This window comes from Halobacillus sp. B23F22_5, assembly GCF_043497085.1.
GTDB lineage: Bacteria > Bacillota > Bacilli > Bacillales > Halobacillaceae > Thalassobacillus.
This window is the reverse complement of sequence record NZ_JBIEKI010000005.1, coordinates 162,496-177,422: the sequence shown is the minus strand read 5'-3', so window position 1 is coordinate 177,422 and position 14,927 is coordinate 162,496. Positions and strand designations below refer to the sequence as shown.

General features: G+C 41.1%; 17 protein-coding genes and 2 pseudogenes. 15 read left to right on the top strand and 4 right to left on the bottom strand.

Going from position 1 to position 14,927, the window contains the following annotated elements:
• The first annotated feature begins 25 nt into the window (after window positions 1-25).
• The 4 genes from ACGTN9_RS09560 (at window position 26) to ACGTN9_RS09545 (ending at window position 2,585) form a co-directional block, all read left to right on the top strand.
• Window positions 26-385: a cupin domain-containing protein gene (locus ACGTN9_RS09560; RefSeq protein WP_499592205.1), complete on the top strand. Its 360-nt coding sequence runs from the start codon at window positions 26-28 to the stop codon at window positions 383-385.
• Between the two features lie 96 nt (window positions 386-481).
• The gene (locus ACGTN9_RS09555; protein ID WP_499592203.1) at window positions 482-1,342 is read left to right on the top strand and encodes an AraC family transcriptional regulator; all 861 of its coding nucleotides are present in this window, start codon (window positions 482-484) and stop codon (window positions 1,340-1,342) included.
• 146 nt (window positions 1,343-1,488) lie between these two features.
• Window positions 1,489-1,911: a GNAT family N-acetyltransferase gene (locus ACGTN9_RS09550; RefSeq protein ID WP_499592202.1), complete on the top strand. Its 423-nt coding sequence runs from the start codon at window positions 1,489-1,491 to the stop codon at window positions 1,909-1,911.
• 134 nt (window positions 1,912-2,045) lie between these two features.
• Entirely contained in the window at window positions 2,046-2,585 is a 540-nt protein-coding gene (locus ACGTN9_RS09545) for a P-loop NTPase family protein (protein ID WP_499592200.1), read from the top strand.
• Between the two features lie 169 nt (window positions 2,586-2,754).
• Here the strand turns inward: ACGTN9_RS09545 and ACGTN9_RS09540 are convergent, their stop codons facing one another.
• Window positions 2,755-2,922, bottom strand: a complete 168-nt coding sequence (locus ACGTN9_RS09540) for a hypothetical protein (RefSeq protein WP_499592199.1) — start codon at window positions 2,920-2,922, stop codon at window positions 2,755-2,757.
• A gap of 258 nt (window positions 2,923-3,180) precedes the next feature.
• On the opposite strand from ACGTN9_RS09540, the gene ACGTN9_RS09535 reads away from it, so the two are divergent.
• The 8 genes from ACGTN9_RS09535 (at window position 3,181) to ACGTN9_RS09500 (ending at window position 8,591) form a co-directional block, all read left to right on the top strand.
• Window positions 3,181-3,960, top strand: coding sequence for a nucleotidyltransferase domain-containing protein (locus ACGTN9_RS09535; RefSeq protein ID WP_499592197.1), 780 nt, complete (start codon window positions 3,181-3,183; stop codon window positions 3,958-3,960).
• Window positions 3,961-4,021: 61 nt separating this feature from the next.
• Window positions 4,022-4,468 carry an NUDIX hydrolase gene (locus ACGTN9_RS09530; RefSeq protein ID WP_499592438.1) on the top strand — a complete coding sequence of 149 codons (447 nt, stop codon included), beginning with the start codon at window positions 4,022-4,024 and terminating at the stop codon, window positions 4,466-4,468.
• Between the two features lie 33 nt (window positions 4,469-4,501).
• The gene (locus ACGTN9_RS09525; RefSeq protein ID WP_499592195.1) at window positions 4,502-5,224 is read left to right on the top strand and encodes a nucleotidyltransferase domain-containing protein; all 723 of its coding nucleotides are present in this window, start codon (window positions 4,502-4,504) and stop codon (window positions 5,222-5,224) included.
• 236 nt (window positions 5,225-5,460) lie between these two features.
• Complete coding sequence (locus tag ACGTN9_RS09520; RefSeq protein ID WP_499592193.1) at window positions 5,461-6,030, top strand: GNAT family N-acetyltransferase; 570 nt, start codon at window positions 5,461-5,463, stop codon at window positions 6,028-6,030.
• Window positions 6,031-6,504, top strand: a complete 474-nt coding sequence (locus tag ACGTN9_RS09515) for an RDD family protein (protein WP_499592191.1) — start codon at window positions 6,031-6,033, stop codon at window positions 6,502-6,504.
• Window positions 6,505-6,521: 17 nt separating this feature from the next.
• Window positions 6,522-7,541 carry a serine hydrolase domain-containing protein gene (locus ACGTN9_RS09510; protein WP_499592189.1) on the top strand — a complete coding sequence of 340 codons (1,020 nt, stop codon included), beginning with the start codon at window positions 6,522-6,524 and terminating at the stop codon, window positions 7,539-7,541.
• A 261-nt stretch (window positions 7,542-7,802) separates the two neighbouring features.
• Entirely contained in the window at window positions 7,803-7,958 is a 156-nt protein-coding gene (locus tag ACGTN9_RS09505; RefSeq protein ID WP_499592188.1) for a hypothetical protein, read from the top strand.
• 15 nt (window positions 7,959-7,973) lie between these two features.
• Window positions 7,974-8,591 carry a hypothetical protein gene (locus tag ACGTN9_RS09500; RefSeq protein WP_499592186.1) on the top strand — a complete coding sequence of 206 codons (618 nt, stop codon included), beginning with the start codon at window positions 7,974-7,976 and terminating at the stop codon, window positions 8,589-8,591.
• A gap of 171 nt (window positions 8,592-8,762) precedes the next feature.
• Here the strand turns inward: ACGTN9_RS09500 and ACGTN9_RS09495 are convergent.
• The 3 genes and pseudogenes from ACGTN9_RS09495 to fdhD all read right to left on the bottom strand — a co-directional run.
• A pseudogene (locus ACGTN9_RS09495) lies at window positions 8,763-8,933 on the bottom strand (cupin domain-containing protein); the annotation flags it as partial.
• A 185-nt stretch (window positions 8,934-9,118) separates the two neighbouring features.
• Window positions 9,119-9,451, bottom strand: coding sequence for a hypothetical protein (locus tag ACGTN9_RS09490; RefSeq protein ID WP_499592184.1), 333 nt, complete (start codon window positions 9,449-9,451; stop codon window positions 9,119-9,121).
• Window positions 9,452-9,599: 148 nt separating this feature from the next.
• Complete coding sequence (gene fdhD / locus ACGTN9_RS09485; RefSeq protein WP_499592183.1) at window positions 9,600-10,385, bottom strand: formate dehydrogenase accessory sulfurtransferase FdhD; 786 nt, start codon at window positions 10,383-10,385, stop codon at window positions 9,600-9,602.
• Window positions 10,386-10,735: 350 nt separating this feature from the next.
• Between fdhD and ACGTN9_RS09480 the strand changes: the two are divergent.
• From ACGTN9_RS09480 to ACGTN9_RS09470, 3 genes and pseudogenes are all read left to right on the top strand, one after another.
• A pseudogene (locus tag ACGTN9_RS09480) lies at window positions 10,736-11,989 on the top strand (L-lactate MFS transporter).
• Window positions 11,990-12,049: 60 nt separating this feature from the next.
• On the top strand, window positions 12,050-12,406 hold the full coding sequence (locus tag ACGTN9_RS09475; RefSeq protein WP_499592181.1) for a Na-translocating system protein MpsC family protein: 357 nt from the start codon (window positions 12,050-12,052) through the stop codon (window positions 12,404-12,406).
• A gap of 125 nt (window positions 12,407-12,531) precedes the next feature.
• On the top strand, window positions 12,532-14,892 hold the full coding sequence (locus ACGTN9_RS09470) for an FdhF/YdeP family oxidoreductase (protein WP_499592179.1): 2,361 nt from the start codon (window positions 12,532-12,534) through the stop codon (window positions 14,890-14,892).
• Window positions 14,893-14,927 lie beyond the last annotated feature (35 nt).

Genomic DNA, 14,927 nt, shown 5'->3' with positions numbered 1-14,927 from the left:
GTTGGCATCATGGGGGAGGAATCTCGTGGACTTTTACCGATTTGATAAAGAAGCAGGACATTCGATTACCAAATTTGAATCAGACTTCATCATGAGCCGTATTTTGCAAACAAAAAAACCTCTACATATAGGAGCCATGCATTTGGAAGCTGGAGGAAAAATAGGATATCATCAAGCGGTTGTTTCACAAATCCTGCTTATCGTTAGTGGGGAAGGGGAAGTATGTGGAACTGATAAAGTATTTCACCAAGTAAAAAGTGGAGTGGCTGTTTTCTGGGAGCAAGACGAATGGCATGAAACACCACGATCTGAACATGGGTTGATGGCTATTGTAATCGAAGGTGAGGAATTAAACCCTTCTAATATGCCCCCTTTTAAAAGATGATAATTATCTTCGCTCACACCTCTGACAAAACAAAGCAGAAAATGACCAGAATTCCCTCCAGGGCTTTGCTACGATCAGATTAAGGGAGTGAGTGCCATGACATGGGTAGAATCATTGCAAAGGGCTATCGATTTTATCGAAGAACATCTTTATGATGAGATTTCTATGGAAGCTATTGCTTCAGAGGCTAATGTTTCCGTCTTTCATTTCCAGCGGGTATTTTCCTTGATGACAGAAATATCGGTTGGGGAATATCTCAGAAGAAGACGGATGACATTAGCAGTTCAGGAATTGAATAAAACAGACGCCCGTATCATTGATATTGCCTATAAGTATGGTTATGACACTCCCGAGGCTTTTTCGAAAGCATTCCGCAGGCAGCACGGTATATCACCAAGTGAAGCGCGGAAGTATACGGGAAAGCTGCAATCTTATAACCGCCTGGTCATCCAGGTGAGTCTGAAGGGAGCAGAGCCAATGCAATATAAAGTGGTGGAGCAAGAAGGATTTACAATCGTCGGAATCAAACGTCAATTTTCTTTAGTCAATGAAGAGAATCTTACAGGTATTCCGAAGTTGTGGGATGAGGTAAACAAGGATGGTACAGCAGATTTATTGTTTAAGATGAATAACGGTAATGTCAAAGGTGTATTGGGAGTCTGTGTTGATAAAAGCACCAGCCAATCTAATCACATAGACTACTGGATAGCAACCGCCCATGAAGGTGATATACCTGATGGTCTTTCCAGTAAAGAAATCCCGGCTTCTAAATGGGCAGTGTTCGAGGTTCATGGTGCTATGCCGGATGCGATGCAAAATGCATGGAAGAAAATCTTTTCGGAATGGTTTCCATCCAGCGGGTATGAACACGCTGGCACCCCAGAGCTGGAAGTGTATAGAGGAGGGGATCCTTTTGATCCTCATTATTATTCAGAGGTTTGGATCCCGGTAAAATAATACGCTAAAAGCAGTGGCTTTCATTGAGTCCACTGCTTTTTTTGACTTAGAGGAAGTACCAGAACCGTGCCAGGGAGCAGGAACATGAACTATTATTGCTCAAGCGGAAGGGGGATTCTACAAACATAGAAAGGAGTGGCAAGTTAATGAAAATAGTAGAGAAATGGAGCAAGGAAGACTACGACTTAGTGAAGAAAAAAGTGATCGAACATAATATGGAGCAGTTACCTGGTCATATTAAAACGCCTAATGAAGCAATTGGTTTCATGTTGAAAGATGAGGAAGGAAACGTGAAGGGTGGCATCACCGGCAACATGTTCTGGTATCATATGCATATTGATTTTCTCTGGGTTGATAAAAACTTAAGGAGGAAGGGGTATGGGCGAGAGTTACTTAGAAAACTGGAAGAATTCGCTGTTGAACGTGAGTGCAGACTGATTTATTTAGATACATACAGTTTCCAGGCTCCCGATTTCTATCAAAACAATGGATATCAAGTGTTCGGCGTGATTGAAGACCATCCTAAGGGATTCAATCAATACTTCTTACAAAAGCGGTTGACTGAATAGGTTTGTGTGCTTATATAGGCTCTATCATTCTGTCGGACGTCCAAGCATACAAAAAGCGTTCCTGTAATAAACAGGAGGCTCTTAATTCAGTAATGAGGAACATGGCTAATAGTTGAAAATGGAGGTGGGGGAACTTGAAACGAATTATGGTTTTAGGGGTCTCAGCAGGGGTAGGGAAGTCTACTTTTGCGCGAAAAATGGGAGAAGCGTTGCAAATTAATGTCTACCATTTGGATGCATTGTATTGGAAGCCGGGCTGGGTGGAGGCATCATTGGAAGAGTTTAAGGAGGCGCAGCGAGACATTCTTAAGGAAAAAACCTGGATTATCGAAGGAAATTATAGCAAAACCTTTGATATTCGAACGGAATGCGCGGATACCATTATTTATCTGGAACTCCCACGTAATGTTTGCCTTTATCGTGCAGTTAAACGGTGGTTGATGAATATTGGAAAAACGCGGCCTGACATGGGGGAAGGGTGTAAGGAGAAATTAGATTGGGAGTTCCTTAAATATATCTATACCACATACAAACCTCGTAAAAGGATTATGAAGGAAAGGATGTATGCTCTTCAATCACAAGAGCATATAAAAGATATCATCACTTTAAAAAGCAAACATGAAATTGAGTCTTATCTGGAAAGTTTACAAAGGGAGAATGACAGGCCATCTTAGATCACTTCCTGAATATTTTCTAAAATATGATTAATAGGTTTAGTCAGTAATGAATTTTTCTCATACCATAACAGTACGATGCCCGTATTAAATCACACTCCGACCACACCTTGTGTATAACATTCATAGAGAAAGCTCTCCCTTCCGGAGGGCTTTTTCTAATGGATCTTCAATAATAACTGGTAACTTTCCAAAGCAGGTTATCTTTCATATAAGCATTCAATTTTTCGGCTAAATGTTTGGCTTCACTATAATCGTCAAAAATCTTAACTGTTTGATCCAATGGGTTTTTCAATATTTCTGTCTTACTGGAATGATTCCTTACAAGTTTGTACAAAATTAACAACCCCTGATGTATAGTTTTTGTATAACTTAAGTATAACTTATTTTGATTATAATGCAATGATTGTTACTGGGTAAAAAGAAGCTTGTGAAGAACTTCATAGGTTTTGCAAAAAATAAAAAATATGTTGAACAGTTCCTAAAAACCCTTTGCCTTTGCAGAGGGCTTTTTAAGTAGGAAAAGGTTGTTGAAAAATCAGGAAATTATCGGTACAATGACGTAATATTTTATTTTCGTCATAGGGGGCAGGAGATGAGACAGGAAATTGCGGTAAAGAAGATCGTTGAGAGTTTGAAAAGGGACTCCAGCGTGAAGAGTATATTTTTAAAAGGGTCGATGGGCAGAGGGGAACATGATGAGCATTCCGATGTGGATTTATATTGTCTTGTTAAAGGAGGTGAAGAAAAAGAATTTCTATTACGTCGTTTGGAACATTTAAAAGCCTACAAAGAAATCATCTTTTATGACGATATTTTTATCATAGCTCCGCAGATAATAGCAGTTTACGAGGATTGGCTGCATATTGACTTATTTACCGTGACAGAAAAAAACATACAAAGTAAAGATTATTTCACAGTACTGTTCGATCCGGAAGGTGTGATGGAAAGCTATGAGTCTAAGCAGCATTTGACATTGAGCGAAGATGAGTTCCATGATCATGTGCTCGATACAGCATGGTTCCTTTTTCAGTATAAGAAGGCCGCTGAACGAGGGAATCTTACCTGGGCAGTAGAAATGCTGCGCTATGTTATGAGACACCTGTCTTATGTGTTGTTACATCACTATGCACCAGACCGGGCCTTGCTGGGATTGAAGGCTGTACATGAATTTTTGCCCAGCGAGAAGCTGGATAGATATGAACGTATATATGAAACAGTGACTCCTTCCTCTCATGCAGTGGCTGTTCAAGGAATTACTAAGTTATTGAATGATGAATTCGAATGGATTCGATCCCAGATAAAATCAGATACCCAAACAATTCCTTTTCTTCAATTGATGATGGACACATTTATGGGGGAAGATTTATGCTAAAGGTGATCCAGAGGTTTGATGAATTTGAAAACCGTGATACATATAAGAAGGAAGTGTTTTTATCTTTGACTACACTAAGGAAATAAGAAAACTAATTGGAACCAGACCGCTAATTTTACCTGGCTCTACCTTGTTTGTATTCAATGGTGCTCAAGAGTTATTACTGCAGCACCGCTCCGATACAAAGGAATGGGGATTGCCTGGTGGAAACATGGAGCCAGGAGAAAGCCTGGAGCAGACAGCCAGGCGGGAATTATTAGAAGAAACTGGCTTGCAGGCGGAAGAATTACAGTTCAGAAATCTGCTGTCCGGTGAGGACTATTATTTCAAGTATCCAAATGGGGATGAGGTTTACAATGTCATTGGGGTATACGAGGCGATAAACACATATGGAGAATTAGTAATGGAAGATGGTGAAAGTTTAGCACTCAAGTATTTTCCATTGAATGACTTGCCAGAAATAATGGACTACCGAGCAAAACGTATCATTGAAAAGACATTATTATAATATTTTTTGGAAAACGTGGATTAGGAGAAGCGAATGAAACCATATAAAAAGCTGAATCCGGTAAAGGCAGCGCATAAGTTTATAGAAAAATATTATCCTGATTGTAAAGGTGCCTTATTAGCAGGTAGTGTTGTACGGGGTGAAGTTACAGAAACTTCAGACCTCGATATAATCATATTCGATCGTACGATTTCTTCCTCATATCGGGAGTCATTAATTGAATTTGATTGGCGGATCGAAGTTTTCGTACATAACTTAACTTCTTATAGACAATATTTTAAGAGTGATTGCCAAAGAGCAAGACCATCCTTGCCGCGGATGGTGGTTGAAGGATTTATTTTGAAAGATGAAGGGATAATCGTACCTATTAAGCAAGAGGCTCAAACTTTATTAGAAAAAGGACCAGAAGAATGGTCTGCAAAAACAATTGAAATGAAACGTTATTTCATTACAGATGCACTGGAAGATTTAATCGGCAGCTCTCGAAGGGATGAACAGTTATTCATAGCTAATACCCTGGCTGAGCTGGTAAGTGAATTCGTTTTACGTACAAACCGAAGGTGGATTGGCACATCCAAATGGACCGTGCGAGCGCTGAAAAACTATGATGAACGATTTGCTAAGAAGTTTATAAAGGTATTTGATGTTTTCTATCAAACAGGCGATAAAAGTAGCATTATTCGATTAGTGGATGAGATATTGGAGCCTTATGGAGGACGGTTGTTTGAAGGGTTCTCATTAGGAAAAAATGATTGAATCATAAGTTATAGAGAGACGCTTCTCAGAATTGGGAAGGCGTCTTTTATTATTAGATAAAGTATTGTTTTAATCTTCTGATTTTGAAATAATTGGTATTAGTGGCGAGTAGGCTGTCAAATATAGCCTCTGTTTTTAAAAAGAGTCACCAATTTGAATTTGACACAGGGACTTACAGGACACGATTGATTACTATAAACTACGATTGATTCCGATTAAAGGAGAAGGTTAAAAAAATGGTAGAAATAAACGGAGATAAAATTACACTTACAGAAGCTACAGAACAACACATTGATGAATTATTTTTCTGGAAATATGAAGAAACAGAGCAGGCAGCTAAAAAGTGGAATGGGCCTTATATCCCGGAACCAAAATTGACGATGAAAGAGTACAGGGAAAGTTGGGAGCAAGATTATTACATATTTTCCTCTGTTCCAAATACATTGATTATTACAGTAGAGGATCAGTTGATAGGGACAGTAGGCTCCTATTGGGTGGATAAAAATACGAACTGGTTAGAAACAGGGATTGTCATCTATGATAAAAAATATTGGAACGGTGGTTACGGCTCTGAAGCATACAGCCGCTGGATTGATTATCTCTTTCAATCTACTGACATACACCGCTTAGGGATGTCTACGTGGTCAGGAAATAGCAGAATGATCAAAGTTGCTGAAAAAATAGGAATGAAAGAAGAAGCTAGAATCAGGCAAGCGCGCATGGTCGATGGCGTCTACTATGATGCCATTAAAATGGGGGTTATGAGAAATGAATGGGAAGAGCTGCAAATGAGGGGGCGGGATTAGTTGAATTTTGCAACGGAAAGGGCTGGTTTTGGCAAGCGGCTAGGTGCGGATTTACTGGATTTCATGATTTTGAGTATGATCATTGCCTTATCTCTGAAAACGATTACAGGCAAATTTGCTATGGATTTTACGCAGGGAATGGCATGGAATATCGCCTATGTCTCCTACCTGACGATTGTACCAGTAATATGGGGCGGCTATATCGTGGGTAAAAGGATCGTAGGAATAAAAGTGATGAAAACAAACGGGCAACATGTTTCGTTATGGGATATGTTCATACGGGAATGTATTGGGAAATATGGGTTGGGATATCTTACTTTCGGATTAACTACTCTCGTTAGCATCGTTATGGTTATAGCCAGAGAGGATAAGCGAGCCTTGCATGATTTAATGGCCGGGACTTTTGTCTACAAAGAAATAAAGAAGTATAAACCATCCAATCCTAACCGCTGGGCCTATAAAGACGTATTTTAAGTGAGGAGCTATCATAAATGGAAAAAGCTGAATTAAACAAAGTTATCGAAGGTATTGTCAAAACTGTTGATTTCTCAGGTGTAGTGTACATAAAAGACAGAGATGAGGTTATTTTCCAATCGGCTTATGGCTTGGCACACAGATCAGAAAGACTGGCCAATACCGTCCATACTCGATTCGGGATAGCTTCTGGCTGTAAATTGTTCACCGCAATAGGCATTTGCCAACTGGTCGAAACAGGAGTCATCTCCTTTAATACTAAATTACAAGAGTGCCTGAAAGTCGACTTTCCCAATTTTGATGAAAACATCACCATCCATCATCTTTTGACTCATACCTCAGGTATCCCCGATTATTTTGATGAGGAGGAAATGGAAGACTTCGAAGAGTTATGGAAAGACCGGCCGGTTTATGAAATGACAAGTCTGCATGATTTCCTTCCTTTATTTCAAAATAACGAAATGAAGTTTTCACCTGGTGAAAGGTTTCATTACAACAACGCTGGCTATATCACGCTGGGATTAATCATCGAACAACAGACAGGCAAAAGTTTTACAGACTTTATCGAAACAGAAATTTTTAAGAAATGCGGAATGAGAGATTCCGGATATTTTTCCTTGGACCAGCTACCTGAAAACACAGCATTGGGATACATAGACAACCCGGATGGTGGGACCTGGAGGACTAACATTTATTCTGTTCCAGTCAAAGGAGGCGCCGACGGAGGGGCTTTTGTAACTGCTCAGGACATGATCAAGCTGTGGGAGGCACTTTTCAATAACGAGCTGTTAAGTAAAGAAACCACTTCATACTTATTAGAACCTCAAGTAAATGTTGATGCAGATGTCGATTATGGTTATGGCGTATGGATAAATAGGAAAAATGCTAAGATCTTTAAATATCATGTAATGGGATATGATCCAGGAGTCAGCTTTCATTCAGCTGTCTACCCGGAAAAAGGCATAAAACTTGCTGTTCCTTCCAATAAAGAAAATGGTCCGTTTGATGTAATGAAAGCCATTGAAAAACGATTATAAAAAGGGAGGGGTTATTATTTCTTATAAAAAAGAAGATCGGCCAATCAATGATGCTATGGAACACTTATCAAAACATGAAGGCTATCCGACAAAGCGCGCAAATCTGAATCAGTTGCCCAGAGGGGTACGTTATATAGGCTACTTTATTATCGGCTGTGTTGTGTTGATGTTTCTAAGTGTACTAGTAAGTTTCTTTCTTAACTGATTGCCTAGTAACAATCATGATGAAATTGTCAGGAGTGATTTTTCATTTTAGATCTTATGATATTTTCCCTTGTTGCGATAGGTGGAGGAATCGTCGCGGTTATCAGTTTTATTGTTATTTTGGGTCAAAAAATCACTGAACCTAATAAAGAATTGCAGCAAAAGGTCTATGAACTTGAAAACAAAGTGAAGCAGTTAGAAAGAAAAGCCTGACAGAAAGGATATAGGATGAAAAGACTTTACTTGCTATCTACGTTGATATTTCTGTTGCTGATAAGTGCTGGATGCGCAAAAGATAATGAAACCCCAGCGACCATAGCCAAAACACCTGATTCAGATTACAGAAATACATTTAAAGGCTTGAATTTAGGGATGCTGTGGGATTTTGAATTTTATTTACCTGAGGCCGATAAAAGATGGGTGACTCTATGGGTGGAAAGGTATGAAGAAGGGGAGAAAGAATCAGAGCCTGTCACGCAGTTGTCTTATGGGATGAGCCCTAAAGAAGTGAAAGAAGGACAATTAGGCTTTGGCATCATCAGTCCTCATTTAGAAGAACCTTCCGTTTTCCTTTATGCTCCTGGATCGTCCCAATCCCCAAGAAAAATGACTCAAGGTTTCAAGCCTGAACTTCCAAGTGCATGGGGGTACGCCATTGGAGAGGAAAAAGTGGAACTGAAACTGGGTGAAACAATGGTTTTAGGAGGTTACAGGCAGTCTTCTACAGAAGGCTCTATCCAGGTACAGGATTTTCAAAGCAAAGGATCTATTGAAGAAATGATTAAAGAAGATCACACAGTGTTACTACTGAAAATTAAAATAGAAGAAAGAGCAGATGCAAATTAACTATTAACCAATCACACCCAGACCTAAAACGTTAGGTTTGGGTGCTTTCTATGTTGATGGGTAAAAGCTTAATGCTGTGACAGTTATCAAAATCACAGCCATTTCAATCGTTTGACCTAAGCAGCGAATCCGCTTTTTTTTGTTTGGAACAGGCTCTGATTGAACGTGTCATTATAGTTTATCTTCCAGTTCTATATCCGTGTACTGCGCAATCAACACCACTGCTGGTTCGTCGCCAATATTTTTCACAAAATGGGGTACGCTTGCGTTCCAACTGAATGAATCCCCTTCCTCTAAAATATAAGAATCTTCTCCTTGCTGGGCAAAAACCTTTCCTTCCAGAAAACGGGTGGAAATTCTATACCGATTTTTTATGCAATGGGAGCGGCCGATGACGAACAAAGTGCCAAATTAGCGCATAGAAGTTACCGGTATGGCAATCTAAGCCATAGTGTATGGCAGTTCGGCGAGTGAATTTCCTGGGGAATATGGTAAGAGCAGCGGATTAAGCCGCTGCTCTTATTTGGTTATTGACCACGACGTTCTTCTGACGGTTCTTCGTCCGGATCTGGTTCTTCTTCATCCATGTTATTAGGTGTGTCAGGCTCACCAGGCTCCCTTACATCACGAGGGTCAGTGTCCATATCCGGCCCCTGGTTGTTGTTCATGTCGTTATCTCTCAGGTCGTTGTCTCTCATATCGTTATCTCTCATGTCATTATCCCTGTTGTCATAACGAACCGGATTGTAATCAATATCCTCAGGCTGTTCGTTCATCTCGTTGTCATCCATATTGCATCCAGTTAAAACACCAGTCGAGATAGCGAAAGACATAGTTAAGATGATCCATTTCTTTTTCATCGTTTCACCTCCATCTCCATTTGAATTGAAGCATTTTTTAATGTTTGCATTTTAAATTTTTTTACTCTCTTTAAGGAAAATTCAGTTTTGGGGAAACAAAAAAAGGCAGCGATTACGCTGCCTTGTAGTGGATAGTAAAGGTGTTTTTTTAATGGGTGATACGTTTGGGGTGTGTATAAACATTAAAGGAACCGCCACGGATAAATCCTACAGCAGTGATGTTCAAATCATTAGCTAGTTCAATCGCTAAATCTGTCGGGGCAGATTTCGATAGCACGATTCCTACTCCGATTTTGGCTGCTTTCGTCAGAACTTCGGAAGAAATTCTACCGCTGAACACAAGAACCTTGTCGCGAACGGAAATTTTATTCAACAGGCAATGCCCATATAATTTGTCCAGCGCATTGTGTCTGCCAATATCAGCTCTGCCGACGATCATTTCTTCGCTGGTGCAAATGGCTGCGTTATGAACACCGCCAGTTCCTTTGAATACATGACTGGTCGCTTGCATCATATCCATCAGTTTAATGCATTGAGCCGCTGATATGGTAGTAGTTGAGGTAGAGGTCTTGGTGGTCTTGACATCATTTTGAAAATAAAACTGTCTGCTCTTCCCGCAACAGGAACCGATGAATCGTTTAGAAAAATCACGTTGTGTATTGATGGTTCCCTCTATTTCAATATAGGCAAAGCCTTGTTCTTCATCAATTTGGAAATTTAGAATATCCCTGCGAAACCGAATGACACCCTCTGATGCCAAAAATCCGATCACCATTTCTTCGAGGTGAGCAGGGGTACAGACCATTGTAGCGAATTCCTCATCATTAATATAAATCGTCAATGGGAACTCCGTAACGATGTCATCTTCAACAGATTGGAACTCTCCCTCATCGTATCTAATAATTGGTTTTTTTATACTTTTTTGGTCTCTCACTTCTTTCACCTCACTTGTAACCGGCGTTGTAAATTTCTCGTTATTAAAATATACCGAGTAGAACAGACAAAATACAAGCGATAAGAATTGATAAATGTAAAATTCAGAAAAAGAATTGAAATTCTTGCAAAAAACAGCTATGATAATTTATGTTCATAAAATTGTAACATTTAAGATGCGAGATAGCGGTCCTGTCGTCGATTTTAAATGTCGCAAACAATGTAAACGATTACTTTGGTGTACAAGTAGTGAACCTGCTTGATCTAAAAACGTCGTCATTTTCTTTTGCATGGGGAAATTCTGCAAAAGGGAAGTGAGACGTTTTTTTATTTGAAAAGGGAGTGAATAGTATGAGTAAGACGAAAAACCGTTGGCTTATTGCATTATCAGCTGTAGGAATTCATATTTCGATCGGCTCCGTCTATGCCTGGAGCGTATTTACGAATCCGTTGATTGAACAATATGGATGGAGTCTGAGTGGAGTATCCCTGACCTTCAGTATCGCTATTTTATTTTTAGGTTTGTCCGCTGCCTTTATGGGACATTTCGTATAAAAATATGGTCCTCGCGTGTCGGGGATGGTAGCAGCAAGTTTCTTTGGGATTGGTATGATTGGTTCAGGTCTGGCTACAACGATGGAATCACTTTGGCTTTTATATTTTACCTACGGTGTATTAGCAGGGATCGGTCTTGGAATCGGCTATATAACTCCTGTATCCACCTTGGTAAAATGGTTTCCTGACCGAAGAGGTCTTGCCACAGGTCTTGCGATCATGGGATTTGGGTTTGCAGCGATGATAGCCAGTCCGGTGATGGCAAATTTAATTGAATCCGTCGGCATTCCAGCCACATTTTTTATTCTGGGTGCTGTATACTTTGTCATTATGATGGCATCTGCATCTTATTTAGAAAGACCACCAGAAGGCTATATGAAAGACTTTGTTCAGGATAAAAAGAAAACCCCTGACCTTTCTCAATTGACTGCGAATGAAGCAGTTAAGACGCGTCGTTTCTGGTATCTATGGATAATGCTGTTCATCAATGTCACCTGCGGAATTGCGATCCTGTCTGTAGCTTCTCCGATGGCACAGGAAATTGCCGGATTGACAGCTGCCGCTGCAGCAACGATGGTTGGCCTGATGGGCTTTTTCAATGGAGCCGGCAGGATTACCTGGGCGACGATTTCTGATTATATCGGGCGGCCGAATGTCTATACGACTTTCTTTGTCATTCAGGTCATTACGTTTTTCGCGTTGCCAAGTATCACGCATGCACTGTTATTCCAGGCGGTTTTATTCTTAATCATCACTTGCTATGGCGGGGGCTTTTCTTCGATACCAGCATATATCGGAGATTTGTTTGGCACGAAGCAATTGGGTGCGATCCATGGTTATATTCTTACTGCCTGGGCAGCAGCCGGTTTGGTCGGACCGATTTTAGCATCATGGATCAGAGAAGTGACTGCCAGCTATGCATTGACATTGTCTATTTTTGGAGGCATGTTCATTGCAGCGCTTCTCCTATCACTCGTTATCCGCATGGATATCAAACAACTGAAAAAAGCACAGAACTCAGCACCTGCTGAGCATAAGCTTTCTAGTTGATTTTTGACGTCTGTGGGCATACGATTTAATAAGTATATTTTAGAAAAGGTTGAAGCAGCGATGAATAAATACGAAGCAGAATTCAGCAATCTTGTTAAAGCTTTTCGTAAACGGCATATGGGAAAAGGGCCGAGTAAAATCAGTACGACTTTTTGCAAGAATTGGGCCATTTGCGAGATGGAAGGCAATCTGTCCCCAGTGGAAAAATTCATTGCCAATGCAGACGATGGCAAGCAAATGGTGCGTGCCGCTCGAACGGAAATGGTCAAAAACATGTACCGTCAGAATCATCCGGTGGAAATGGAAGAGTTTTTGCAATGTGATTTCGTCGATCTATTTGTCGACATCGATATTGAAAAAGATTTTGGCATGTCCATCTTTGTATTCAGTGGAGATTTAGAAAAGAAGTTCTCATAACAGTAAGGTTTGGTACTTAGCAGCGACCCTGCAAAAGACTTAACCACCATTCTCCCTTGTTGATTACATAACTCCTGGAGGATGGTGGTTTTTTCTTTGGTTGAATAAAGAAAGGAGAAATAAACATGGGACAAACGAAACACCAGGGACCAATGAAGAAATCAAAAATACCAGCACCGCAGCATTGGGTGAGTCCAATTCCGTTCGGACTGGGAAAAGTGAAGCCGAAACACATCCGGGATACCATGAAAGTAGCATGGGATAACAAAGATAACTTAGGCTATGCCAAAAACATCATTACCAAAGGGGTGTGTGATGGTTGCGCATTAGGCGTTTCCGGTCTTTATGACCAGACACTGACAGGTCCCCATATATGTACTACACGGTTGAATGTTCTCCGGCTGAATACGATGCCAGCTATTAAAGAAGAGATCCTTCACGCTGATATCGATGAATTACGCCAATACTCAAGCACCGAGTTAAGGGAGCTTGGCCGCATTCCTTATCCGATGATTCGTAGAAAAGGGGAGCGGAAGTTTTCCCGGCTCACCTGGGATGATGCTATGGATATGATTGCAGGTAAAATCAAGCAGCTGGATCCAAAACAATATGCTTTTTACCTGACATCCAGGGGTATCACGAATGAATCCTATTATGTAGCGGGAAAAGTGGCACGCTTTCTTGGAGCAAATCATATCGACAACGCATCCCGTATCTGCCACTCACCGAGTAAAACAGCCTTGAAGCGTTCTGTCGGTGTGGGTGCTTCGACAGCGAACTACCAGGATTGGATTGGCACAAATGTCCTGTTGTTCTGGGGAAGTGTCGCTTCTAATAGTTCACCTGTATCAACCAAGTACATGCTAGAAGCGAAGAAAAAGGGAACGAAAATTATTGTTATCAACCCTTACCGTGAACCTTCGATGGACAAGTATTGGATTCCATCCAACCCGGAGTCCGCTTTATTCGGTACAAAAGTGGCGGATGATTTCTACCAGATCAATATTGGTGGAGACATTGCATTTATGCATGGAATCATGAAACACTGGTTCGATATGGAAGAAGTGCAGCATGGGGCTGCCATCAATCATTCCTTTGTAGAAGAGCATGTAAATGGCTATGAAGCATTGAAGCAGCAAGTGACATCCCAATCATGGGAAGAAATAACTGTCTCATCCGGTGTGACGAAAGAGCGAATCATAGAGCTTTCCGAGCTATTAGCGAACAGTAAAAATGCTGTCTTCGCCTGGGCGCTTGGACTGACGATGCACTCCTTCGCTACTGATAATATCTCACAGGTAGCCAACCTGGCGCTGCTCCGTGGGTTTTTAGGTCGGGAACACAATGGATTGATGCCGTTCCGAGGCCACTCCAGTGTCCAGGGAAGTGGCGAAATGGGAGCTGATCCATTTGTCTTGCCTGGTGGTGATTTCAAGGATGAAAATATTGAACGAATCGAGAAATTATGGGGATTTGAGCTTGCGAAATGGCAGGGGGATGTAGTCGGGGTGACGCTCGAAAATATTTTACTGCCGGAAGATCATGAACGTAAAGTGAAGCTTTACTACTTATCCGGCGGTAACTTCTTAGAGACGATGCCGGACCCTGAGTTTGTTGAGAAGGCATTATCGAAGCTTGATATCCGCGTCCATCAAGATATAATTCTGAATACATCCACACTTGTTGATGCCAAGGAAGCAGTCATCGTGCTGCCGGCAAAAACCCGCTATGAACAGGAAGGTGGCGGAACTTCTACTTCCACGGAGCGGATGGTTTATTTTTCACCGGAAATCGAAGGGAATAAAAATAAAATAGAAGAAGCACGTACAGAATGGAAGATCTACATTGATCTTGCCAAGCGTGTGAAACCGGAAACCGCTCATTTAGTCGACTTCAAAGATGGGCAAGCAGTCCGTGAGGAAATTGCCAAGGCGAATCCAAGTTATGACGGTGTCCAGCACTTGAAGAGGCAGGGAGATGTCTTTCAGTGGGGGGGCGCCTGGTTATGCGAAGGCGGTGTGTGTCCGACCCCGGATGGGAAAGGTAACTTGATACCTGTAGAGATTCCAGACTTGAACAAAAAACCAGGTGATTTTTATCTCACGACACGCCGCGGCAAGCAGTTCAATTCCATGGTGTACAAAGAGACCGATCCAATCAACGGTGCAGAACGCTATGACGTATTGATGAACCCTGAAGATGCGGAGGAAAACCGAATCCAGGATGGGGAAGCTGTTGTCTTATATAATCAGTATGGAATATTCCAGGGGAGAGCCAAAATTGCCAGCATTGCAAAAGGAAACCTTGGAGTGCATTTTCCGGAAGGTAATTTCTTACTTCCAAAAGGCCGTTATGAACAATTCGCTAAAATTCCTGATTATAATATTGGAGTGAAGGTCGAGAAAGCGGAGAAGTTCAATGCAAGGAAAGACACACAGTATTTAGAGAAACGAATTGAGGATCTGGAAGATACACCAGGAGCATAGATGATAAACCTGATTGGGCTTAGAAAGTTCAATCA

Bases quoted from the DNA above. Each gene is read 5' to 3' on its own strand.
- ACGTN9_RS09490 (WP_499592184.1), bottom strand. From the start codon at position 9,451: ATGAAAAAGAAATGGATCATCTTAACTATGTCTTTCGCTATCTCGACT.
- ACGTN9_RS09475 (WP_499592181.1), top strand. From the start codon at position 12,050: ATGAATAAATACGAAGCAGAATTCAGCAATCTTGTTAAAGCTTTTCGT.
- ACGTN9_RS09505 (WP_499592188.1), top strand. From the start codon at position 7,803: ATGATATTTTCCCTTGTTGCGATAGGTGGAGGAATCGTCGCGGTTATC.
- ACGTN9_RS09550 (WP_499592202.1), top strand. From the start codon at position 1,489: ATGAAAATAGTAGAGAAATGGAGCAAGGAAGACTACGACTTAGTGAAG.
- ACGTN9_RS09510 (WP_499592189.1), top strand. From the start codon at position 6,522: ATGGAAAAAGCTGAATTAAACAAAGTTATCGAAGGTATTGTCAAAACT.
- ACGTN9_RS09470 (WP_499592179.1), top strand. From the start codon at position 12,532: ATGGGACAAACGAAACACCAGGGACCAATGAAGAAATCAAAAATACCA.
- ACGTN9_RS09535 (WP_499592197.1), top strand. From the start codon at position 3,181: ATGAGACAGGAAATTGCGGTAAAGAAGATCGTTGAGAGTTTGAAAAGG.
- ACGTN9_RS09500 (WP_499592186.1), top strand. From the start codon at position 7,974: ATGAAAAGACTTTACTTGCTATCTACGTTGATATTTCTGTTGCTGATA.
- ACGTN9_RS09555 (WP_499592203.1), top strand. From the start codon at position 482: ATGACATGGGTAGAATCATTGCAAAGGGCTATCGATTTTATCGAAGAA.
- ACGTN9_RS09525 (WP_499592195.1), top strand. From the start codon at position 4,502: ATGAAACCATATAAAAAGCTGAATCCGGTAAAGGCAGCGCATAAGTTT.
- ACGTN9_RS09520 (WP_499592193.1), top strand. From the start codon at position 5,461: ATGGTAGAAATAAACGGAGATAAAATTACACTTACAGAAGCTACAGAA.